Below are 653 nucleotides of genomic sequence, written 5' to 3' on the forward strand. Positions count from 1 at the left end.
CGTCGACGCGGTCACCGGCAAGGCCGGTCAGGAGCAGGCCAAGCCGGACCAGGACCCCGACGACAAGCGCGAGCTGGCGGACCGGCTGGAGAAGGCCACCGTCACCCCGCAACAGGCCGCACAGACCGCCACGGACAAGACCAAGGGCACCGTCAGCGCCGTCGAACTGGACGACTCCGACGGCGGCACGCCGAAGTGGTCCGTCGACGTCGTGACGACCGACGACTGGAACAAGACGACCTACGACATCGACGCGTCCGACCGCAAGATCCTGCGGGAGCACGTCGACCGCGACTGACGGCCGCCGCACTCCGTCGAGCGGTCCACGGCATCCCGCTGCCCGGGCGCTCCGCCGTGAGCGCCCGGGCAGCGGGCCGTCCGCCGGACCGGGGTTCCTACACCCGCTGCCACAGCGCCGGCGTGTTCGGCGGCTCCCAGCCGGGCTGGGCCTGGTGGCTCTGCAGGCAGCGATAACCGGCACCGCCGTACGTCACCGTGTCGCCCGCCTGGTAGACGGTGCCCGCGGACCAGGTGCCGCCCGGCTCACCCGGGTCACCGGGGTCGCCGGGGTCGCCGGGGCCGGTCGTGGTCGTCTTCAGGGTGAGGCCGTAGGACTGGAGGATCGGGTTGATCGGCTGGAAGAACGTCGTACC

2 protein-coding genes are annotated in these 653 nt (G+C 72.3%); one reads left to right on the forward strand and one right to left on the reverse strand.

Annotation, left to right across the window (positions count from 1 at the left end):
* Positions 1-298: PepSY domain-containing protein (locus tag CCN44_RS42850; protein ID WP_208639959.1), on the forward strand; the 298-nt coding region annotated here is incomplete at its 5' end.
* 97 nt (positions 299-395) lie between these two features.
* Here CCN44_RS42850 and CCN44_RS42855 read toward each other — a convergent pair.
* Positions 396-653 (reverse strand): carbohydrate-binding protein (locus CCN44_RS42855; protein WP_331478637.1); only part of this gene is annotated, 258 nt, incomplete at its 5' end.

Source organism: Streptomyces tricolor (assembly GCF_002155905.1).
In the GTDB taxonomy this organism is placed as follows: domain Bacteria; phylum Actinomycetota; class Actinomycetes; order Streptomycetales; family Streptomycetaceae; genus Streptomyces; species Streptomyces tricolor.